Here is a 19,453-nt window from a genome sequence, read left to right as displayed (position 1 = left end):
CACCGATGCACGTCGTCTTCCGCGAAAGCCACGGGCTCGAGGAAACCGAGACCCCGACCGATCTGGGCCAGAGCCCGGCGGATCTGGTGGTGCTGTCCTTTTCGGACAGCGATCTGGGTGCTTTCGCGGCCGGCTGGCATCGCGGCGGCGGGCCCGAGGGGCGGATGCCCTCGTTGCGGCTGGCCAACCTGACGGCGCTGAAACATCCGCTGTCGGTCGATACCTATGTCGAACAGACGCTTCAGGGCGCCAAGGGCATCCTGATCCGGCTGATCGGCGGCGTGCCCTATTGGTCCTACGGGTTGCAACAGGTGCTGGCGCTGGCGCAGGCCAAGGGCATCGCGCTGGCCGTGCTGCCCGCCGACGGGCGCGAGGATACGCGGCTGGACGACTATTCCACCCTGCCGGTCTCGACCCTGCGGCGGCTGGCGCATCTGTGCGACACCGGCGGCGAAGTGGCAGCCCAGGCGGCTCTGGCGCAGATGGCGCTGGCGGCGGGGCTCTATGCCGGGCCGGTGATGGGGGCCAAGACCCTGCCCGATTGCGGCGCGTGGTGCCCGGATCGCGGTGTGATCGCACCCGAGGACGCATTCACGGGCGAAGGTCGGCGCATCATCATAACCTTCTACCGCGCCTACCTGACCTCAGCCGATACCGCGCCGGTCGCGGCGCTGATCCGGGAAATCCGCGCGCGGGGTCATCAGGCGGTGGGGCTATTCGCACCCTCGCTCAAGGTGCCTGCGGCGGCGCAATGGCTGGCCGAGAATATCCCCGCGATGACGCCCTCGGCGATCATCAATGCCACCTCGTTTTCGGGCAAAGGCGCGTCGGGCACATCGCCCTTGGACGTGGCGGGCGTGCCGGTGTTTCAGGTCGCGCTGGCCACTTCGCGCCGCAAGGCGTGGGCCGAGGCCGAACGCGGCCTGTCGCCTGCCGATCTGGCCATGCATGTGGTGCTGCCCGAAGTGGACGGGCGCATCTCGGCCGGTGTCGCCTCGTTCAAGGAACCGGGCAAGCGCGACCCGCATCTGGAATATTCCCGCTTTGCCCACCGGCCCGAGCCCGACCGGATCACCGCCATCGTCGACCGGGCGATGGCCTGGGTGGACCTGGCCGAGAAACCAAAGGCGCAACAGGTGCCCGCGCTGGTCCTGTCCACCTATCCCGGCAAGGACTGGCAGATGGCCCATGCGGTGGGGCTGGACGCGCTGGCCTCGGCCGAGGCGATGCTGTCCGACCTGCAGGGCGCGGGGTATGACACCGCCCCCGCCGAACCGATTGCCGAGACTCTGCTGGACGCCCGGATTTCCTGGCCGGTCTCGGCCTACCGCGCGGCGCAGGCACAACTGCCCGAGGCGTTGCGCGCCGATTTGGAAACCGTCTGGGGCGCCCCCGAGGACGACCCGACCTGCGCCGATGGAGCCTTCCACTTCACCGCCTTGCGGCGCGGCAAGGCACTGGTGGCGCTGCAGCCCGAACGCGGCACGCCCGAACTGCGCGACGACGAATATCACGACCTGTCGCGCACGCCCCGGCACGGCTATGTGGCCTTCTACCTGTGGCTTCGGCACGGGTTGGGCGCGGATGCGCTGATCCATATCGGCGCCCATGGCACGCTGGAATGGCTGCCGGGCAAATCGGTGGCGCTCTCGGCGGAATGCTGGCCCGAGGCGCTGATCGGCGATCTGCCGGTGATCTACCCGTTCATCGTGAACGACCCGGGCGAGGCCGCGCAGGCCAAGCGCCGGATCGGGGCCGTCACGCTGGGCCACATCCCGCCGCCGATGAAACAGAGCAGCACGCCCGACCGCATGGTGCGGCTGGAATCACTGCTGGACGAGTTCTCGAACGCAGACGGGCTGGACCCCAAGCGGCGCGACCGGCTGCAAGCTGATATCCGGGATGAGGCGCAGGCCATCGGGCTCGAGTCCGATCTGGGGCTGGATCAGGCCACCAGCACCGCCGAGGCGATCACCCGCATCGACCGCTTCGTCTGCGACATCAAGGAAAGCCAGTTCGGCGACGGCCTGCATGTCTTTGGCCGCGCGCCGCAGGTCGCCGGCAATTTCGACACCGCCGCCTCGGCGCAGGCCGAACGCGCAGCCCTGCTGGACGCGTTGGCCGGCAAGCGGATCGAGGCCGGCCCGTCGGGCTCACCCTATCGCGGGCGCACCGACGTGCTGCCCACGGGCCGCAACCTGTTCACCACCGATCCGCGCTCCGTCCCCACCCGCGCGGCCTATGCGCAGGGCGTGAAACTGGCCGAAGAGCTTGTGCGCCGCCACCTGCAGGAGGAAGGCGATTACCCCAAGGGCCTGATCGTCGATCTGTGGGGCTCGGCCACGATGCGCACGGCGGGCGAGGAATTCGCCATGACGCTGCACCTGCTGGGCGTCAAACCGGTCTGGGATCCGGGGTCGGAGCGCGTGAGCGGGATCGAGGTTCTTCCGATCACTGACCTGGAGCGCCCGCGGCTGGACGTGACCTTGCGCGTCTCGGGCCTGTTCCGCGACGTGTTCCCGACCCTGTCGGCCCTGTTCGGTCAGGCGGTCCGGGCGCTGTCCGAGCGCGACGAGGCGCCAGACTGGAACCCCTACGCCGGCCACCCCCCCGCCGCCCGCGTCTATGGCCCGGCGCCGGGCAGCTACGGGCTGAACATGACCCACCTGTCGGAGACCTATACCGACGAGGCCCGCGCGCAGGCCGGTCAGGCCTGGCTGGACGCCAGCGCCTTTGCCTTCGAGGGCCAGCACATCGCACACGACCCCGACGGGATCACCCAGCGCGTGGCGCAGGCCGACAGTTTCGTGCACCTGCAGGACCTGACTGAAACCGACCTTTTGCTAGCGAACGACTATGCCACGCATGAGGCCGGATTTGCCGCTGCCAAAAAGCTGACCGGCGGGCAGGCGCAGTTGTATCATCTGGACAATACCCGCCCTGAAACGCCCCACGCGCGCACCTTGCCTGAAGAAATCAGTCGCGTGGTCCACGCCCGCGCCGCCAATCCCGACTGGATCGCCGGGATGCGGCGCCACGGTTTCCGCGGCGCGGCCGAGATCGCGGCGACGCTGGATCACATGGCCTCGTTCGCACATCTGTCAGGCAGCGTCGCCCCGCATTTGTTCGACCTCTACCACGATGCCACCCTGGGCAACCCCGTGGTGGAGGCGTTTTTGCAGCAAGCCAACCCGCAGGCCCATCAGGCCATGCAGGACAGGTTCCGCGCACTTTATGAGGCCGGGTTGTGGAACACCCGCCGCAACTCGATCCGCGCCGATCTGGAGGGGTTGGGATGAGCGCCCCGGTCGTTCAGGGCTGGTGCCCCGGAGCCCACCGCCCGATGATGTCCGGCGACGGGTTGGTGGTACGGGTGCGCCCGCGTCTGGCCCGGCTAAGCGCCGCGCAGACGCTGGGGCTGTGCGATCTGGCCCTGCGCTTCGGTAACGGCACCATCGACCTGACCAACCGCGCCAACCTGCAACTACGCGGCGTGGCCGAAGACGATCACCAGCCACTGCTGGCCGAGTTGTCGGCGCTGAACCTGCTGGACGCCGAACCGGGCATCGAGACCCGGCGCAACATCCTTGTGGCTCCGCTGTATCAACCGGGTGACCCGACCGCACGCCTGACACAGGCATTGATCGACCGGCTGGGCGATCTGCCCGCCCTGCCCGCCAAGTTCGGTTTTGCGGTGGATACCGGCGAGGCACGGCTGCTAGCCGGGGACTCGGCCGATATCCGGTTGGAGCGGGGAGCTTCGGGCCTGATCCTGCGCGCCGACGGGGCCGAGACCGGCCGTTTGGTGACCGAAGATGAGGCGATCGATCGCGCCATCGACCTGGCCCGGTGGTTTGCCGAGCGCTTCACCCCCGACACCCGCCGCATGGCCCGCCTGATCGCGACGCAGGCCCTGCCCGAAGAATGGCAAGGCCACGCCCCCGGCCCCACGGCACCGGCGCTACAACCCGGCAAAAGTGTAATCGGCCCGATCTACGGCGCGGCCTTCGGGCAACTGCCCGCCGCCGATCTGCGCGCGCTGGTCGAAGTCTCGGGCGCGACCGCCCTGCGCGTCACGCCCTGGCGGCTGTTCCTGCTGGAAGGCGGGGCGGCGCTCCCGGCCCCGGCCTTCGTCACGGACGGCGCCGACCCTCTGTTGACCACCGACGCCTGCCCCGGCGCGCCATTCTGCCCGCAGGCGCACGCCGAGACCCGCGCCATCGCCCGCGCTTTGGCCCCGCGTGTGTCCGGCAGCCTGCATGTCTCGGGCTGCGCCAAGGGCTGCGCACGCATGGGCGCGGCCGATCTGACGCTGGTGGGCCGTGACGGGCGATTTGATCTTGTAAAACACGGCCGCGCGGGGGATGAGCCCCTCCAGCGCGGGCTGGACCCCGAAACACTGAAGACCATGGACCTGACCTGATGCCCTATGAATACGAAACCGACGGCGCGGCGATCTACAAGCAATCCTTCGCCACGATCCGGTCCGAGGCCGATCTGGCCCGCTTTGATCCGGATGAAGAGCAGGTCGCCGTCCGCATGATCCATGCCGCCGGGATGGTCGGGCTGGAAGAGTTCATCCATTTCTCGGCCGGCTTCGTGCGCACCGCCCGCACCGCGCTGGAAAACGGCGCGCCGATCCTGTGCGACGCGCGGATGGTGTCCGAAGGCGTCACCCGCTTTCGCCTGCCCGCCGACAATCAGGTCATCTGCACCCTGCATGACGAGCGCGTGCGCCCTCTGGCCGAGAAGATGGGCAATACCCGCTCGGCCGCGGCGCTGGAACTGTGGCGCCCGCATCTGGAGGGCGCGCTGGTGGCCATCGGCAACGCGCCCACGGCGCTGTTTCACCTGCTGAACATGCTCGAGGACCCCGACTGCCCCCGCCCCGCCGCGATCATCGGCTGCCCCGTGGGCTTTGTCGGCGCGGTCGAATCCAAGGACGCCCTGTGGGAGGCCCAGCCCGTGCCCAGCTGCATCGTCAAGGGCCGGCTGGGCGGCAGCGCCATCACCGTCGCCGCGGTCAACGCCATCGCAAGCCGGGCGGAATGACCATGGGCACGATCTATGGCGTGGGCCTCGGCCCGGGCGATCCCGATTTGATGAGCGTCCGGGCCGACCGCCTGTTGCGCGGCGCAAAACACGTGGCCTATTTCCGCAAACCCGGCCGAACCGGGCAGGCGCGCAAGATCGTGAACGGGATGATCCGCGACGATGCGGTCGAGTTTCCCATGGAATACCCGGTCACGACCGAGATCCCGGTCACCGATCCGCGCTACAACGCACTGCTGGCCGAGTTCTACGAACACTGCACCGCGCGCTTGAAAGAACTGGCCGATCAGGGCGAGGACGTGGTGGTGCTGTGCGAGGGAGACCCGTTCTTCTACGGCTCGTTCATGCATCTCTACAGCCGCCTGCGCGACGTGGTGCCCGTCGAAGTGGTGCCTGCGATCACCGGCATGTCGGGCGCGTGGACGGCCTCGGGCGATCCGATCACCTGGGGCGACGACATCCTCACGGTGCTGATGGGCACCCTGCCCGAAGAGGTTCTGGCCGACCGCATGGCGCGCACCGACGCGCTGGTGGTGATGAAGATCGGCCGCAACATCGACAAGGTAAAACGCGCGCTGAAAACGGCGGGCCTGTTTGACCGGGCCTGGATCGTGGAATACGCGCAGATGCCCAACCAGACCGTTCGCAAACTGAGCGACGCCTGCACCGAGGTCACGCCTTATTTCTCGATCATCATCGTGCACGGACAGGGGCGGCGGCCATGAGCGGCTGGGTCAAGATCGCCGGGCTTGGCCCCGGAAACGAGGCGCTGGTGACCCCCGAGGTGACCGCCGCCTTGGCCGAGGCGACCGATGTGGTGGGCTATATTCCCTACGTTGCGCGGGTGGCCGAACGGCCGGGCCTGACCCTGCACGCCAGCGACAACCGGGTCGAGATCGACCGCTCGCAGCACGCGCTGCGCATGGCGGCCGAGGGCAAGCGGGTGGTCGTGGTCTCGTCGGGCGATCCGGGCGTGTTTGCCATGGCCGCCGCCGTGTTCGAGGCGCTGGAAAACGGCCCCGACACCTGGCGCGAGATCCCTGTCGAGGTTCTGCCCGGTATCACCGCCATGCTGGCCGCTGCAGCCCGGGCGGGCGCGCCTCTGGGCCATGATTTCTGCGCCATCAACCTCAGCGACAATCTCAAGCCATGGGCCGTGATCGAGAAACGCCTGCGGCTGGCCGCGCAGGCCGATTTCGCGATGGCCTTCTACAATCCGCGCTCGAAGTCGCGGCCCGAAGGTTTTGTAAAGACGCTGGAAATCCTGCGGCAGGAATGCGAGCCCGAGCGCCTGATCCTGTTCGCCCGCGCCGTATCGCGCCCAGACGAGGCGATCCGCATCGCGATCCTGGCTGAGGCAACGCCCGACATGGCCGACATGCAGACGGTGGTGATCGTCGGCTCGTCGCTGACCCGCGTCATCGACCGTCCCATCGGCCCCATCGTCTATACGCCAAGGTCCACGCCGGAATGAGCCAGCCAGTCCAGAACCTGCGGCACGCTTGTCAACTCGACCCGGCGGGGCAGCCTGGGCCGGTCGATCATCAGCACCGGGATGCCCAGCGCCCGCGCGGCATCCAGCTTGGCGCGCGCGCCGGTGCCGCCGGCGTTCTTGGACACCACCAGTTCGGTTCGGTGCCGGCGCATCAACGCCGTGTCGTCCTGAACGGTAAACGGCCCGCGCGACACGACGACCTCGCAATCGGCAAAAGGCAGCGCGCCGGGTTCATCGACCAGCCGCAGAAGATAGTGATGCTGGGGCTGTGCCGCGAAATCCTCAAGATGCATGCGCCCCACCGCAAGGAACACCCGGCGCGGCGTCCCGGCCAGCGCGGCAACGGCGCTGGCGATGTCGGGTACGCACTGCCACCGGTCGCCGGGCGCGGCCGTCCATTCCGCGCGGGTCAACGCGGCCAACGGCGTATGCGTCTGCTGGCAGGCGTTGATGGCGTTGCGGCTCATCTGCGCGGCAAAGGGATGGGTGGCGTCGATCACATGGGTCACACCGGTGTCGCGGATGTGACGCGCCAACCCTTCGGCCCCGCCAAAGCCACCCACGCGGGTGGACAGCGGTTGCGGCCGCGGGTTGTCGACCCGGCCCGCATAGGAATAGGTTGCCGCCACACCCAAATCCGCCACGGCGCGGGCCAATGCGTTGGCCTCGGTCGTGCCGCCAAGGATCAGGAGGTTGGGCATGTCTGAAACTCCGTGGCTGACCATTCTGGGCCTGGGCGAGGATGGACTGGATGGCCTGTCGGCCGCAAGCCGTCAAGAGCTGGAGCGCGCCGAGGTGGTCATGGGCCCGCTGCGGCACCTGTCACTGGTTCCCGAAACCGGCGCCGAACGCATCGCATGGCCAGTGCCTTTCGCCGACGGGTTGCCCATCCTTCAGGGGCTGAAGGGTCGGCGCACGGTGGTTCTGGCCTCGGGTGATCCGTTCTGGTTTGGCGCCGGGTCGGTAATCGCCCGCAATTTCGCCCCCGAAGACTGGGTGGCACGGCCGGGGCAGTCGACCTTTTCGCTGGCGGCCGCGCGGTTGGGCTGGCCGTTGGAAAGCACTGCCACCTTCGGCCTGCACGCCGCGCCCCTGACCCGCCTGCGTCCGCATCTGTCGCAAGGCCTGCGCGCCATCGTCCTGCTGCGCGACGGGGCCGCGGTGACCGAGTTGGCCCGCTATCTGACCGAGACCGGGTTCGGCGATACGACCCTGCACGTGATGGAGGCTCTCGGCGGCCCTCGGGAACGCGCGCGCAGCATGTCCCTGACCGAAGCCTTGCTGGGCGCGTTCGAGCATCCGGTCTGCGTTGCGCTCGAGGTTTCGGGCGGCGGGCGTCCGCTGCCCTTGGCCTCGGGCAAACCCGACGAGATTTTCGAAACCGACGGGCAGATCACCAAACGGCCGGTGCGCGCGCTGACCCTGTCGGCGCTGGCGCCTGCGCGGGGTCAGCATCTGTGGGACATCGGCGGCGGCAGCGGATCGATCGGCATCGAGTGGCTCATGTGCGACCCGTCCCTGACTGCCACCACGATCGAGCCGCGCGCCGACCGCGCCGCGCGCATCCGCGCCAATGCCGACGCGCTGGGACAAGATCAGTTGCAGGTCATCCATGGCCGGGCGCCCGATGCGCTGGACGGCCTGCCCTTGCCTGACGTGGTGTTCATCGGCGGTGGGCTGAGCGACGCACTGCTGGACTGGCTTGCCTCCAACCTGCCCTCGGGCATCCGACTGGTGGCCAATGCCGTGACGCTGGAAAGCGAGGCGTTGCTGAGCCAATGGCACACCAAGCTGGGCGGCGACCTGCTGCGGATCGAACTGGCGCAAGCCGGCGAACTCGGCCCCCGGCGTAGCTGGAAATCGGCCTATCCGGTCGTTCAGTGGAGCGTGACCCTATGATCGTGGCCGGGCTTGGGTTTTCGTCCACCGCGACCAGCGCCAGCCTGCGTGCCGCGTTCGACCGCGCCACTGCCGGACAGGCAGTGGACGCGCTGGCCACCGCCGCCGACAAGGCCGGCCACCCGGCGCTGGCCGAATTTGCCGCCGCCTGCGCCCTGCCCCTGCATTTTGTGAACCCGACCGATCTGGCCGGGCAACGCACCCTCACCTGCTCGCCCCGCAGCCGCGCCAGTCATGGCACCGGCAGCGTGGCCGAAGCTTCCGCCCTTGCCGCCGCCGGACCGGGCGCGCGGCTGCTTTCACCCCGACAGATCTCGGACGACCGGCTTGCCACCTGCGCGGTCGCCATCGGAGGACAGACATGACCGTTCATTTCATCGGCGCCGGACCAGGCGCCGCCGACCTTCTGACCCTGCGCGGACGCGACATCATCGCCGCTTGCCCGGTGTGCCTGTATGCCGGGTCGCTTGTGCCCGAGGAGATCCTGGCCCACTGCCCCGAAGGCGCGCGCATCTTGAACACCGCGCCGATGGATCTGGATCAGATCATGGCTGAAATCAAAACCGCCCATGATGCCGGTCAGGACGTGGCCCGCCTGCATTCGGGCGACCTGTCGGTCTGGTCGGCGATGGGCGAACAGATCCGGCGCCTGAAACAGATGGGTATTCCCGTCAGCGTGACCCCCGGCGTTCCGTCCTTTGCCGCCGCCGCAGCCGCTTTGGGCACCGAGCTGACCCTGCCCGGGCTGGTGCAATCGGTGGTGCTGACGCGGACCCCGGGGCGCGCCTCGTCCATGCCCGAGGGCGAAACGCTGGAAAACTTCGCCCGCACCGGCGCGACGCTGGCCATCCACCTGTCGATCGGCAATCTGGACAAGGTGGTGGCCGACCTGACCCCCGCCTACGGCGCCGATTGCCCCGTGGCCGTGGTGTACCGCGCAAGCTGGCCGGACGAGCGGATCATTCGCGCCAAGCTGGGCACGTTGAAGGACTCGCTGGACGAGAGCATCTCGCGCACCGCGCTGATCCTGGTCGGGCCGGCGCTGGCCGGTGAAGGCTTCGACGAAAGCTGTCTGTATTCCAAGACTTATGACCGTCGCTATCGCCCGCAAAGCGCCGACAGCCCGTGGTCAAGCTGGAGTCACGGCGATGACTAACCCGCCAGGACTGCTGATTTCGGCCCCATCCTCGGGGACGGGCAAGACCACTGTGATGCTGGGCCTGTTGCGCGCGCTGGCCGAGGACGGGCTGACGGTGCAGCCCTTCAAGAGCGGTCCCGACTACATCGATCCGGCCTTTCACCGGGCGGCGGCAGGGCGAGCCTCGTTCAACCTGGACAGTTGGGCTATGGGCGCGCCGTTGCTGGGCGCGATTGCGGCGCAGGCCAAAGGCGCCGACATCGTGGTGGCCGAAGGGTCAATGGGCCTGTTCGACGGGGTCGCCAAGCCGGGAGAGCTGGGCCATGGGTCCAGCGCCGAGACCGCGCTGCGCATGGGCTGGCCGGTGGTTCTGGTGTTGGATGTGGGCGGTCAGGCGCAATCGGCCGCCGCAACGGCGCTGGGGTTCCGGATGTACAACCCCGACCTGCCCTTTGCCGGCGTGATTCTGAACCGCTGCGCCAGCCCGCGCCACGAACGCCTGACCCGTCTGGGGATGGAGCGCGCGGGCCTGCCGGTTCTGGGCGTGCTGCCCCGGCGCGGCGACCTGACCCTGCCCGAGCGGCATCTGGGTTTGATCCAAGCGGTCGAGCACCCCGATCTGGAAAGCGCAATTGCCGGCTACGCGGCCTTTCTGCGCGAGCATGTGGACCTGGAGTCGATCAAGCAGGCGGCCTCGTCGGGCCCCGCGGGGCCGTCGTCGGCCGCGCTGCCGCACCCTCCGGCGCAACGGATCGCGCTGGCCCAAGACGCGGCGTTTTCCTTTACCTATCCGCATCTTCTGGAAGGCTGGCGGGCGGCCGGGGCCGAGATCCCGCCGTTTTCTCCGCTGGCGGACGAGGCGCCGGCCCCGGATGCCGATCTGGTCTGGTTGCCCGGCGGGTACCCCGAACTGCACGCCGGAACCCTGGCTGCGGCAGAGCGGTTCCTGACCGGCTTGCGCAAACATGCTGAAACGCGGCCCGTGCATGGCGAATGCGGTGGCTACATGGCCCTGGGCGAAGGGCTGATCGACAAGGACGGCACCCGCCACCGGATGGCCGGGCTGCTGGGCCTCGTCACTTCGTACGAGAAGCGCAAATTCAACCTCGGCTATCGCCGGGCCGAGTTGCTGGCCGACATGCCCGGGTTCTCGGCCGGGACCGCGCTGCGAGGGCACGAGTTCCACTATTCCTCGATCGTCGAGCAGCCCGATGCGCCCCTGGCACGGGTTTTTGACGCCGAAGGTGCCGAAGGCCCACAGACCGGATCGCGCCGCGGGCATGTCACCGGTACGTTCTTCCATCTGATCGCAGAGGCCAGCGCATGAGCGGTTTCGTTTCCTTCATCGGCTCCGGCCCCGGCGACCCGGAGTTGTTGACCCTCAAGGCCGTGGACCGGCTGCAAAAGGCCGACGCGGTTCTGTTCGACGACCTCAGCAGCGGGCCGATCCTGAGCCATGCGCGCAAGGACGCCGACCTTGTGGGCGTGGGCAAGCGCGCCGGGCGGCCCTCGCCCAAGCAGGACCATGTCAGCCGCCTGCTGGTGGAGTACGCCCAGACCGGCCAAAGGATCGTGCGGCTGAAGTCGGGCGATGGCGGCCTGTTCGGGCGGCTCGAGGAGGAGCTGGTGGCCCTGCGCGCCGCCGGCATCGCATACGAGATCATACCGGGCATCCCCTCGGCCATTGCGGCGGCTGCGGCGGCGGGCATCCCGCTGACCCGCCGGCTGACCGCGCGGCGGGTGCAATTCGTCACCGGCCACGATGTCAGCGGCAAGCTGCCCGAGGATCTGAACCTGCCCGCGCTGGCCGACCCGGGCGCGACGACGGTGGTGTTCATGGGCAAACGCACCTTTCCCCTGCTGGCGCAGGCGCTGCACGCGCATGGGCTGCCGCTGGATACCCCTGCGCTGATGGCCGAGTCGGTCTCGACGCCAGAGCAATCGCTGCACCGGTCCACCGTCGGTGCCCTGGCCGAGCGCCTGGGCTCCGAGATCGGTACCGCGCCGGCGCTGATCCTTTATGGTCCGCTGGCGGAGAGCGACGATGATTGATCTGGTCTTGATCGGGATCGGTACCGGCAACCCAGACCACGTGACCTTTCAGGGCGCGCAGGCGATCCGCACGGCCGATCTGATCCTGATCCCGCGCAAGGGCGCCAACAAGGCCGATCTGGCCGGCGTGCGCGAGGAAATCATCCGCAAGGTCACCGACACACCGCCCCAAATCGCCTATTTCGACATCCCCGAACGCCGGTCGCAGGATGGCTACCTGCGCGGCGTGGATGAATGGCACGACGCAATCGCCCTACGCTGGCAGGAGGCGATGGCCCGGCACCCCGAGGCGCGCACCGTCGCCCTGCTGATCTGGGGCGACCCGTCGCTCTATGACAGCTCGCTGCGAATCGCGGCGCGGCTGGACCCGCAGCCGAACACCAAGGTGATCCCCGGCATCACGGCGCTGCAGGCGCTGACGGCGGCCCATGCCATGCCGATCAACGAGATCGGCGCGCCCTATCTGGTCACCACCGGCCGGCGCCTCCGCGACGAGGGTTGGCCCAGCGATGCGGATACGGTTGCGGTGATGCTCGATGGCGAATGTTCGTTCCAGACTTTGGACATGGCCGATTTTGACATCTGGTGGGGGGCGTACGTGGGTATGTCCGAGCAGATCCTGATCAAAGGTCCGCTGGCGAATGTGGCCGACGAGATTCTCCGCACCCGCGCCGAGGCCCGCGCCCGGCACGGGTGGATCATGGACATCTACATTCTGAAAAAGCGCGGGAATTGATGCGAAAGGTCGCAAATGGCGATTGCGCCACAGCGGCATTCACGTCTAAATGGACGGGTCTGGTCCTGCCGGAGACATCCGGATGCTAAGAGGGAATTTGGTGCGGCCTGCGCGCAGGTCAAATCCAAAGCCGCCCCCGCGACTGTAAGCGGTGAGCCCTGTTCAACCAGCCACTCCCGATCCGTTCGGGGGGAAGGCGAACAGAGGCGCTGACCCGCAAGCCAGGAGACCTGCCAGGCGAACAATGAAACACCGGCCGTCGGGTGCGGCGGCACAGGAGGACAGAAAATGACGACACAAACGCAAACCGCATCAATGGCACGCGCTGGCATTCTTTCGGCAGTGTTCGCGGCAGCCCTGGGCCTGGGGATCATCACTCTGGCGGGTCACGTTCAGGCATCGGCGCTGCATGACGCCGCGCATGACGTGCGCCACGCAACCGGCTTCCCCTGCCACTAAACCAATGTTCAGTCGCATTCTGACCAGCGCGTTGTTCGCTGGTGCTGCAGCCGGGTTGATCGTCGCCCTGCTGCAGTTGGTATTCGTGCAGCCCGTATTGCTGCATGCTGAACTGTATGAATCCGGAGAGCTGGTGCATTTCGGAGCCGAAGCCGTCTCGGCCCATCCCGAGCTGCCGGGCATGTTCTCGGACCTGACCCGCGACGGGCTGAGCGTGGTGTTCACGATGCTGACCTATACCGGCTATGCGCTGGTTCTGGTCGCCCTGATGTCGCTGGCCGAAGCCCAGGGCCACCCGGTTGACGGGCGCACGGGCGTGCTGTGGGGCCTTGCCGGTTTCATCGCCTTTCACCTGGCGCCGGGCTTCACCCTGGCCCCCGAGGTTCCGGGCGTTGCCGCAGCCGATGTGTTTGCGCGGCAGATCTGGTGGTGGGCAACCGTCGCGACTGCTGGTGTGGCCATGTGGCTGATCGCCTTTGGTGGTAACATCGTCAGCTATCTGGGTGCGGCCGTGCTGTTGCTGGCCCCGCACCTGATCGGCGCGCCGGAACCCGACGTGTTCACCGGGCCGGTTCCGACCGAGATCGGGGCCCTGTTCGCCGCACGCGCCTTCGGAGTGGGCCTTGCGGCCTGGGTGCTGCTGGGTTCGTTTGCCGGGTATTTCTGGCAAAGTGAGGGCAAGCGCGTCGAAGCCGCGGCCTGATCCCCAAAATCCCACGACCCGCCGGCGCCCAACCGGCGGGTCATTTGCTTTTCAAGGAAACAAGATGACACGCTCGCTTGCTCTTTTTGCGATCGGTCTGGTCTTTGGCGGGGGTGCCGGGTTCGTGCTGGCTGCAGCCAACGGCGTCACCTTCGACGGCCACGACCATTCCGACCCCGCTCAACATGGCGGCCACCACGTCGAGGCCATGGCCCATGACCATAGCACCGCCATCAACCTGCCCGCCGGACCGGACGCGCCGGGGCTGGAGATCGCCGTCACCCCCGACCCGATGGCGGGTTGGAACCTGCATGTGATGCCAAAAAACTTCCGCTTCTCGCCTGAGAATGCCTCATTGACGGACAAGCCCGGCGAAGGCCATGCGCATGTCTATGTGAACGGCGTCAAGCTGGCGCGGCTTTATGGCAACTGGATGCACATCCCAGACCTGCCCAAGGGCGAAGCCACCATCGAGGTCTCGCTGAACGCCAACAGCCACAGCCCGCTGGCCGTGGATGGGGTGCCGGTCAGCGCGTCCGTCACGGTTCAGGTGGACTGAAACGCGGGGATCCGCGCCCGCAGACACAAGCGAAGCCGCCCGCACGGCCGGGCGTCTTCGATCCAGCCGTTCGGGCTGTTCAGAATGGTCCGACAGGTCGCCGCAATGTCATTGGCATCGGCAACCGGATCGATCCCTGAAAACACGTAAGACGCCAGGCTTTCCCCCTGCATCGCCACCACGGTCGGCTCGTCGCAACCGCTGAAACAGGCGTGCTCGGCGATCTCGACCTGCCCGTCCAGCCCCGCAGCGCGCAGGGCGCCCAATACCGCCTGTCGCTCGGCCGGCTGGTCGCGCTCGCCCGCGCAGCTGCTGCAGATCAAAACACGCATGCCCCTCGCCTGCCTTTTCCGTTTCACACTGTCGCTTGTGCGGGTTTCGCACCCCCGGCGCAAGCCCGCCGCCCACGATATTGTGACTGTACGCAGCCGGGATTTCGGGAAGACTCGGGCCACCCATGACTTGGAGAGCCCGCGATGAAACATCTTGTGTTTTTCCTCGGCCTGCTGGCGCTTCCCGCGCTGGCGGCCGATATCGAACCCCGGCCGGGTTGGGCCGTCCACCCGACGACCAAGACCCATGACGCGCTGGTGGCCGACACGATCGCAGCGGTCAAGGCGAACGGGATGGCCGTGGTCACCCAGGCCGGTCCGACCAAGGCCGCCGCCGCGCGCGGCATCACCATTCCGGGCAACCGGGTGATCGGCGTCTTCAACAACGACTACGCGGTGCGGGTTCTGGAACAATCGGTGCCCGCGATGATCGAGGCGCCGATCCGCCTGTACGTCACGGAAAACGAGGACGGGACCGCGACGCTGTCCTACAAGACACCCAGCCTTGTCTTTGCCCCCTACACCGGAGGCTCCGACACCTTGCCCGCGATCGCCGCAGAGTTGGACGCCAAATTCGCCGCCATCGCCGATTTGGCTGTCAAATAGTCACACTGACGTGATGCGGCTTGCGCCGGCCCGGAACCTCCGCAATCTGCTGCGCAACGGAACTTACGGAGCTTGTTCGATGCAGGACCTGTCCCCCCGCGCTGCGGACCTTTTGGCGCAACGGCTGTACGAGGCCGGGTGCCGCCACGCCTTCGGCATGCCCGGAGGCGAGGTGTTGACCCTGGTCGATGCGCTGGAACAGGCCGGGATCACCTTTCACCTGACCAAGCACGAAAACTCGGCCGGATTCATGGCCGAGGCGGTGCATCACCGCGATGGCGCGCCGGCGATTCTGGTTGCGACTCTGGGTCCTGGGGCCATGAACGGCATCAATGTCGTGGCCAACGCGCTGCAGGACCGGGTGCCGATGATCGTGCTGACCGGCTGCGTCGATGCCGACGAGGCGCTGACCTACACCCATCAGGTCATGGATCATGCGCAGGTCTATCGCTCGATCACCAAGGGTACGTTCACCCTGACGGCCAAGGGCGCCGACATCATCGCCGACAAGGCCGTGTCGCTTGCCACGCAGCCGCGACCGGGGCCGGTGCATATCGACGTACCGATCTCGGTCGCCGATACACGGGTGTCGGTCGCCAAGCGCCGACGGCTGACCCGGGCCGCCCGCGTCGCACCCGAGGGCACATGCCTCGAGAAGGCCCGCCGCTGGGTGGCCGAGGCCGAGCGTCCGCTGGCGATCATCGGGCTGGACGTGCTGTATGACGACTCGCGCAGCGTGGTGCGCGCGTTTCTGGAACATTTCGGCATCCCGTTCGTCACGACCTACAAGGCCAAGGGCGTGGTGCCCGAGGATCACCCGCTGTGCCTAGGTGGCGCGGGCCTGTCGCCCCTTGCCGACACGCAGCTTGTACCGTTGGTCGAACAGGCCGACCTGATCCTGTGCCTGGGCTACGACCCGATCGAAATGCGCCCCGGCTGGCGCGAGATCTGGGACCCGGACGAGAAACGGGTGATCGACATCTCGGCCGTGGTGAATGACCACTACATGCACCAGGCGGGGCTGAACCTGGTGGCCGATACCGGCGCCACGCTCGAGGCGATCGCCAAGGGCAACCCCGCCCGACCGACCTGGCCCCAAGGCCAACCGGCGCAGGTCAAGGCAGCGCTGGCGTCGGCCTTTCCCCCCGATGACGACTGGGGCCCCGCCGCCGTGATCGCCGAGGCCCGCGACACCCTGCCCCCTGAAACACTGGCCACCGCAGACAGCGGCGCGCACCGCATCCTCCTTAGCCAGATGTGGCAGTGCCTGGAGCCGCGCGACCTGATCCAGTCTTCGGCGCTGTGCACGATGGGTTGCGCTGTTCCGATGGCGATTGGCCTGAAACTGGCCGAACCCGACCGCCCGGTAATCAGCTTTTCCGGCGATGCCGGATTCCTGATGGTGGCCGGTGAGTTGTCGACCGCCGCAGAAATGGGTGGAAACCCGATCTTTCTGGTCTTTGTCGATGCCAGCCTGGCGCTGATCGAGCTGAAACAGCGCCAGCGCCAGATGGGCAATCGGGGCGTCGATTTCGACCGGCATGACTTTGCAGCGATGGGCCGGGCGTTCGGCGGCCACGGCCACACCGTGCGCAACCGCGCCGAACTGCGCGCGGCGCTGAAGGCCGCGATGGCCGCCGACACGTTCACCGTGATCGCCGCCGAGATCGACCGCGGAGGCTATGATGGCTGTATCTGAAGGGCCGCTGAAGGGCGTCAAGGTTCTGGATCTGTCGCGCATTCTGGCCGGGCCGACCTGCACGCAGCTGCTGGGCGATCTGGGCGCCAGCGTGATCAAGGTGGAAAACCCGGCAACCGGTGGCGACGACACCCGCCAATGGGGGCCGCCCTATGTCACCGATGCGGATGGCAACCCGACCGACTTGAGCGCCTATTTCATGGCCGCGAACCGCAACAAGAAGTCCGTCGCCATCGATATCGCCACGCCCGAAGGGCAGGCACAAATCCGTCGGCTGGCATCCCATGCCGACATCCTCATCGAAAACTTCAAACCTGGCGGGCTGGCCAAATACGGGCTGGACCATGAAACCCTCTCGCGGGACTTTCCGGGGCTGATCTACTGTTCGATCTCGGGATACGGCCAGACCGGTCCGAACGCAGCTAAGCCGGGCTATGACCTGATGGCGCAGGGCTATGGCGGGATCATGTCGCTGACCGGTGAGCCGGACGGAGCTCCGATGAAGGTGGGCGTGGGCATCGCCGACGTGATGTGCGGCATGTACGCGACCGTCGGCATTCTGGCGGCGCTGCGCCACCGGGATCAGACCGGCGAAGGCCAGCAGATCGACATCGCACTGGTCGACAGCCAGATCGCGTGGCTGATCAACGAGGGCGTGAACTATCTGACCTCGGGCCAGGTGCCACTACGGCGCGGCAATGGGCACCCCAACATCGTGCCCTATGATGTTTATGAAACCGCCGATGGCCACGCCATTCTGGCCGTGGGAAATGACAGCCAGTTCCGGCGCTTCTGTGGCTTTCTGAATCTGGGTCACCTGCCCCACGATGCACGGTTCGCCACCAACCCGGCCCGGCTGGAACATCGCGATGCATTGAACGCCGTTCTGCGGCCCGCGCTGCAGCGGCTGAAGACCAAGGCCGTCATCGATGGCCTTGAGGCGTTGAAAGTGCCGGTCGGCCCGGTTCAGACGCTGGATCAGGTCTTTGCCTCGGACCAAGTGGCCGCGCGGGGGATGCAAGTGAATATGCCAGCCCGGCCCGGCCCGGTGCGTCTGATCGGGAATCCATTGAAGTTGTCCCGCAGCCCGGTGACCTACCGCTCTGCTCCGCCCGAGTTCGGCGCTGACACGCAAGCGGTTCTGAACGCGGAAAACCCCTTCGAGGATTGAAACACTCTGCCTTTTTCGGCGGCAAGTCGCTGAAACATGTCATTGAATCGGCGATTTTTTTCGCTTTTTGCGAACACAAGCTTTCACCAATTCGAGAGCAGGCCCGATACTGTTACGTCCCGTCTGCACACTCTGCTAAGTCCAAGAGTGTGAGTTTTTGCAACCAGATTGGACCCAAGCATGCAGCAAGATGTTTTCGGACAGATGAACACCCTGACCCACCCGGACAGCGCCGAAGCGTGGAATGGTGTTCTGCTTGGTTTCATGGCTCACGCAGCGGTCACACCTCAGCATCTGGGCAAGGTGCTTGAGCTTGAACCGGGCTTTGCGCTTGGACATGCCATCAAGGGGCTTTTCATGGTTCTGTTGGGGCGCAAGGAAATGATGGAGGTCGCCCATCAGGCCGCCGCCACGGCAAATAGTGCGGCCGCTGAGCAGCCGATTTCAGCCCGCGAGACACTGTATCTTGAGGCCCTGGATCACTGGCTGGCAGGCCAACCCACCCGCGCCGTACAAACTTTCGAGGCAATTCTGCGCACTCACCCCGAGGACACGCTGGCCATGAAGCTCAGCCACGCGACCCGGTTCGTGTTAGGTGACTCCGCAGGGATGCGACGCTCGATCGAACGGGTTCTGCCAGCTTATGCGCCTGATCACCCCGGTCGTGGATACCTGCTTGGGTGCCATTCCTTTGCGTTGGAAGAAACCGGTGCCTATGAAAAGGCCGAGATCGCAGGGCGTCAGGCTCTGTGGATGGTTTCGGACGACGCGTGGGGCCTGCACGCAGTCGCTCACGTCCACGAAATGACGGGCAATGCGCAATCCGGCCTGGACTGGCTGGCCGGGCGCGAGGCTGCCTGGTCCCACTGCAACAACTTTCGCTATCACGTGTGGTGGCACAAGGCGTTGATGCATCTGGATCTGGGTCAGATCGACCACGTGCTTGATCTGTACGACCACGAGATTCGCCAGGACAAAACAGATGACTATCGCGATATTTCGAATGCGACCTCGCTTTTGTCGAGGCTCGAGCTTGAAGGCGTGGACATTGGCACCCGATGGGAAGAACTGGCCGACCTGAGCGCCGCCCGCACCGAAGACGGCTGTCTGATCTTCGCCGATCTGCATTACCTTCTGGCACTGACTGGTGACAACAGGCCCGACTCGACCGCCAAGTTGCTGGCCCGCATTCACAAGGACTCGCAACAGCCCGCAACCGACACGGCACGTCGCATGGCCGACCCGGGCTTGGCCGCCGCCATAGGGCTCGAGGCCTTTGGAAAAGGCGATTATCTCCACGCCTTCGAGCATCTTGCAAATGCGCGAAATTCGATGCAATTGGCCGGCGGCAGTCACGCCCAGAGGGATGTTTTTGAACGCATTACGATCGATTCCGGCCTGCGTGCCGGACGCCTCGATGATGTCGAGCGCATTTTGGACGACCGCAAGGCCAAACGGACCGGCACCGAAGACAATTACGCTCTCGCGCGCCGCGCTCTGATCAGTTCGGCCCGCGACCAATCCGGTGTGCAAAGCGTACCGGCTGAATAAC

Annotated in this window: 20 protein-coding genes and 1 riboswitch; of the genes, 18 read left to right on the top strand and 2 right to left on the bottom strand. The window is 66.8% G+C overall.

The window, feature by feature from the left end; genetic code table 11:
* The first annotated feature begins 5 nt into the window (after positions 1-5).
* Genes cobN through cobJ form a run of 5 tightly spaced genes read left to right on the top strand, consistent with a single transcriptional unit; the run spans position 6 to position 6,526 of the window.
* Positions 6-3,299: a cobaltochelatase subunit CobN gene (gene cobN / locus AC2FNZ_RS04190; RefSeq protein WP_496839630.1), complete on the top strand. Its 3,294-nt coding sequence runs from the start codon at positions 6-8 to the stop codon at positions 3,297-3,299.
* Positions 3,296-4,423, top strand: a complete 1,128-nt coding sequence (gene cobG, locus AC2FNZ_RS04185; protein WP_093962594.1) for a precorrin-3B synthase — start codon at positions 3,296-3,298, stop codon at positions 4,421-4,423. The genes cobN and cobG overlap by 4 nt, the downstream gene beginning before the upstream one ends.
* Positions 4,423-5,052 (top strand): precorrin-8X methylmutase, encoded by a 630-nt coding sequence (locus AC2FNZ_RS04180; protein ID WP_496839629.1) that lies wholly within the window; start codon positions 4,423-4,425, stop codon positions 5,050-5,052. The genes cobG and AC2FNZ_RS04180 overlap by 1 nt, the downstream gene beginning before the upstream one ends.
* A complete protein-coding gene (locus AC2FNZ_RS04175; RefSeq protein WP_170587481.1) occupies positions 5,049-5,777 on the top strand; it encodes a precorrin-2 C(20)-methyltransferase in 729 nt (242 codons plus the stop codon). The genes AC2FNZ_RS04180 and AC2FNZ_RS04175 overlap by 4 nt, the downstream gene beginning before the upstream one ends.
* On the top strand, positions 5,774-6,526 hold the full coding sequence (cobJ, locus tag AC2FNZ_RS04170) for a precorrin-3B C(17)-methyltransferase (RefSeq protein ID WP_496839628.1): 753 nt from the start codon (positions 5,774-5,776) through the stop codon (positions 6,524-6,526). Before AC2FNZ_RS04175 ends, cobJ begins: the two co-directional genes overlap by 4 nt.
* Here cobJ and AC2FNZ_RS04165 read toward each other — a convergent pair.
* The gene (locus AC2FNZ_RS04165) at positions 6,499-7,248 is read right to left on the bottom strand and encodes a cobalt-precorrin-6A reductase (RefSeq protein WP_496839626.1); all 750 of its coding nucleotides are present in this window, start codon (positions 7,246-7,248) and stop codon (positions 6,499-6,501) included. The genes cobJ and AC2FNZ_RS04165 overlap by 28 nt on opposite strands.
* On the opposite strand from AC2FNZ_RS04165, the gene cbiE reads away from it, so the two are divergent.
* The 9 genes from cbiE to AC2FNZ_RS04120 all read left to right on the top strand — a co-directional run bounded on the left by cbiE (position 7,247) and on the right by AC2FNZ_RS04120 (position 14,093).
* Complete coding sequence (gene cbiE, locus AC2FNZ_RS04160; RefSeq protein WP_496839625.1) at positions 7,247-8,446, top strand: precorrin-6y C5,15-methyltransferase (decarboxylating) subunit CbiE; 1,200 nt, start codon at positions 7,247-7,249, stop codon at positions 8,444-8,446. The genes AC2FNZ_RS04165 and cbiE overlap by 2 nt on opposite strands.
* Entirely contained in the window at positions 8,443-8,811 is a 369-nt protein-coding gene (locus AC2FNZ_RS04155) for a cobalamin biosynthesis protein (RefSeq protein ID WP_496839913.1), read from the top strand. Before cbiE ends, AC2FNZ_RS04155 begins: the two co-directional genes overlap by 4 nt.
* Positions 8,808-9,602, top strand: coding sequence for a precorrin-4 C(11)-methyltransferase (gene cobM / locus AC2FNZ_RS04150; RefSeq protein ID WP_496839624.1), 795 nt, complete (start codon positions 8,808-8,810; stop codon positions 9,600-9,602). The genes AC2FNZ_RS04155 and cobM overlap by 4 nt, the downstream gene beginning before the upstream one ends.
* Positions 9,595-10,911, top strand: coding sequence for a cobyrinic acid a,c-diamide synthase CobB (locus AC2FNZ_RS04145; RefSeq protein WP_496839622.1), 1,317 nt, complete (start codon positions 9,595-9,597; stop codon positions 10,909-10,911). The genes cobM and AC2FNZ_RS04145 overlap by 8 nt, the downstream gene beginning before the upstream one ends.
* Positions 10,908-11,636, top strand: coding sequence for a uroporphyrinogen-III C-methyltransferase (gene cobA / locus AC2FNZ_RS04140; RefSeq protein ID WP_496839621.1), 729 nt, complete (start codon positions 10,908-10,910; stop codon positions 11,634-11,636). Before AC2FNZ_RS04145 ends, cobA begins: the two co-directional genes overlap by 4 nt.
* Positions 11,629-12,372: a precorrin-6A synthase (deacetylating) gene (gene cobF, locus AC2FNZ_RS04135; protein ID WP_496839620.1), complete on the top strand. Its 744-nt coding sequence runs from the start codon at positions 11,629-11,631 to the stop codon at positions 12,370-12,372. Before cobA ends, cobF begins: the two co-directional genes overlap by 8 nt.
* A gap of 43 nt (positions 12,373-12,415) precedes the next feature.
* Positions 12,416-12,624: riboswitch (cobalamin riboswitch) on the top strand.
* Between the two features lie 36 nt (positions 12,625-12,660).
* Positions 12,661-12,831: a CbtB domain-containing protein gene (locus tag AC2FNZ_RS04130; protein ID WP_496839619.1), complete on the top strand. Its 171-nt coding sequence runs from the start codon at positions 12,661-12,663 to the stop codon at positions 12,829-12,831.
* A 4-nt stretch (positions 12,832-12,835) separates the two neighbouring features.
* On the top strand, positions 12,836-13,534 hold the full coding sequence (locus tag AC2FNZ_RS04125; RefSeq protein ID WP_496839618.1) for a CbtA family protein: 699 nt from the start codon (positions 12,836-12,838) through the stop codon (positions 13,532-13,534).
* Positions 13,535-13,598: 64 nt separating this feature from the next.
* Positions 13,599-14,093 (top strand): hypothetical protein, encoded by a 495-nt coding sequence (locus AC2FNZ_RS04120; RefSeq protein ID WP_480725953.1) that lies wholly within the window; start codon positions 13,599-13,601, stop codon positions 14,091-14,093.
* On the opposite strand, the gene AC2FNZ_RS04115 is transcribed toward AC2FNZ_RS04120, so the two are convergent.
* On the bottom strand, positions 14,081-14,425 hold the full coding sequence (locus tag AC2FNZ_RS04115; protein ID WP_496839617.1) for a DUF1636 family protein: 345 nt from the start codon (positions 14,423-14,425) through the stop codon (positions 14,081-14,083). The genes AC2FNZ_RS04120 and AC2FNZ_RS04115 overlap by 13 nt on opposite strands.
* Before the next feature lie 144 nt (positions 14,426-14,569).
* Between AC2FNZ_RS04115 and AC2FNZ_RS04110 the strand changes: the two genes are divergently transcribed.
* From AC2FNZ_RS04110 to AC2FNZ_RS04095, 4 genes are all read left to right on the top strand, one after another.
* Positions 14,570-15,031, top strand: a complete 462-nt coding sequence (locus tag AC2FNZ_RS04110) for a DUF302 domain-containing protein (protein WP_496839616.1) — start codon at positions 14,570-14,572, stop codon at positions 15,029-15,031.
* A 79-nt stretch (positions 15,032-15,110) separates the two neighbouring features.
* Positions 15,111-16,730, top strand: a complete 1,620-nt coding sequence (locus AC2FNZ_RS04105; RefSeq protein WP_496839615.1) for a thiamine pyrophosphate-binding protein — start codon at positions 15,111-15,113, stop codon at positions 16,728-16,730.
* Entirely contained in the window at positions 16,717-17,901 is a 1,185-nt protein-coding gene (locus tag AC2FNZ_RS04100) for a CaiB/BaiF CoA transferase family protein (protein WP_496839614.1), read from the top strand. The genes AC2FNZ_RS04105 and AC2FNZ_RS04100 overlap by 14 nt, the downstream gene beginning before the upstream one ends.
* A gap of 180 nt (positions 17,902-18,081) precedes the next feature.
* The gene (locus AC2FNZ_RS04095) at positions 18,082-19,452 is read left to right on the top strand and encodes a tetratricopeptide repeat protein (RefSeq protein ID WP_496839613.1); all 1,371 of its coding nucleotides are present in this window, start codon (positions 18,082-18,084) and stop codon (positions 19,450-19,452) included.
* Position 19,453 lies beyond the last annotated feature (1 nt).

This window comes from Ruegeria sp. SAZA006 (assembly GCF_059613465.1).
The sequence above is the reverse complement of the archived record's forward strand: the minus strand, read 5'-3'. Positions and strand labels throughout refer to the sequence as shown.

Coding starts and splice junctions, on each gene's coding strand:
- cobN (WP_496839630.1), top strand. CDS start 6: ATGCACGTCGTCTTCCGCGAAAGCCACGGGCTCGAGGAAACCGAGACC.
- cobG (WP_093962594.1), top strand. CDS start 3,296: ATGAGCGCCCCGGTCGTTCAGGGCTGGTGCCCCGGAGCCCACCGCCCG.
- AC2FNZ_RS04180 (WP_496839629.1), top strand. CDS start 4,423: ATGCCCTATGAATACGAAACCGACGGCGCGGCGATCTACAAGCAATCC.
- AC2FNZ_RS04175 (WP_170587481.1), top strand. CDS start 5,049: ATGACCATGGGCACGATCTATGGCGTGGGCCTCGGCCCGGGCGATCCC.
- cobJ (WP_496839628.1), top strand. CDS start 5,774: ATGAGCGGCTGGGTCAAGATCGCCGGGCTTGGCCCCGGAAACGAGGCG.
- cbiE (WP_496839625.1), top strand. CDS start 7,247: ATGTCTGAAACTCCGTGGCTGACCATTCTGGGCCTGGGCGAGGATGGA.
- AC2FNZ_RS04165 (WP_496839626.1), bottom strand. CDS start 7,248: ATGCCCAACCTCCTGATCCTTGGCGGCACGACCGAGGCCAACGCATTG.
- AC2FNZ_RS04155 (WP_496839913.1), top strand. CDS start 8,443: ATGATCGTGGCCGGGCTTGGGTTTTCGTCCACCGCGACCAGCGCCAGC.
- cobM (WP_496839624.1), top strand. CDS start 8,808: ATGACCGTTCATTTCATCGGCGCCGGACCAGGCGCCGCCGACCTTCTG.
- AC2FNZ_RS04145 (WP_496839622.1), top strand. CDS start 9,595: ATGACTAACCCGCCAGGACTGCTGATTTCGGCCCCATCCTCGGGGACG.
- cobA (WP_496839621.1), top strand. CDS start 10,908: ATGAGCGGTTTCGTTTCCTTCATCGGCTCCGGCCCCGGCGACCCGGAG.
- cobF (WP_496839620.1), top strand. CDS start 11,629: ATGATTGATCTGGTCTTGATCGGGATCGGTACCGGCAACCCAGACCAC.
- AC2FNZ_RS04130 (WP_496839619.1), top strand. CDS start 12,661: ATGACGACACAAACGCAAACCGCATCAATGGCACGCGCTGGCATTCTT.
- AC2FNZ_RS04125 (WP_496839618.1), top strand. CDS start 12,836: ATGTTCAGTCGCATTCTGACCAGCGCGTTGTTCGCTGGTGCTGCAGCC.
- AC2FNZ_RS04120 (WP_480725953.1), top strand. CDS start 13,599: ATGACACGCTCGCTTGCTCTTTTTGCGATCGGTCTGGTCTTTGGCGGG.
- AC2FNZ_RS04115 (WP_496839617.1), bottom strand. CDS start 14,425: ATGCGTGTTTTGATCTGCAGCAGCTGCGCGGGCGAGCGCGACCAGCCG.
- AC2FNZ_RS04110 (WP_496839616.1), top strand. CDS start 14,570: ATGAAACATCTTGTGTTTTTCCTCGGCCTGCTGGCGCTTCCCGCGCTG.
- AC2FNZ_RS04105 (WP_496839615.1), top strand. CDS start 15,111: ATGCAGGACCTGTCCCCCCGCGCTGCGGACCTTTTGGCGCAACGGCTG.
- AC2FNZ_RS04100 (WP_496839614.1), top strand. CDS start 16,717: ATGGCTGTATCTGAAGGGCCGCTGAAGGGCGTCAAGGTTCTGGATCTG.
- AC2FNZ_RS04095 (WP_496839613.1), top strand. CDS start 18,082: ATGCAGCAAGATGTTTTCGGACAGATGAACACCCTGACCCACCCGGAC.